This is a genomic window from Christiangramia marina, assembly GCF_048285865.1.
Lineage (GTDB): Bacteria > Bacteroidota > Bacteroidia > Flavobacteriales > Flavobacteriaceae > Christiangramia > Christiangramia marina.
Genome location: NZ_JBLVTK010000036.1, coordinates 1 through 327, shown reverse-complemented (window position 1 = coordinate 327; position 327 = coordinate 1). Strand labels below are relative to the sequence as shown.

Genomic DNA, 327 nt, shown 5'->3' with positions numbered 1-327 from the left:
CGAAGAAATACGGGCTGTACACCAAGATCACGGGCGGCCAGCGCGTCGACCTGTTCGGTGCCCGCCTGGAGCAGTTGCCCGACATCTGGGAAGAGCTGATCGCGGCCGGTTTCGAATCGGGACACGCCTACGGCAAGTCGCTGCGCACCGTGAAATCCTGCGTCGGCTCGACCTGGTGCCGCTACGGCGTCGGCGACAGCCTGGCGTTCGCGATCGCGCTGGAGAACCGCTACAAGGGCCTGCGCGCGCCGCACAAGATCAAGTTCGGCGTATCCGGCTGCACCCGCGAGTGCGCCGAGGCGCAGGGCAAGGACGTGGGCCTGATCG

General features: G+C 67.0%; 1 pseudogene. It reads left to right on the top strand.

The features are described 5' to 3' along the window. Nucleotides 1–327, top strand: a pseudogene (locus ACNKXS_RS15190) (nitrite reductase (NAD(P)H)); the annotation flags it as partial.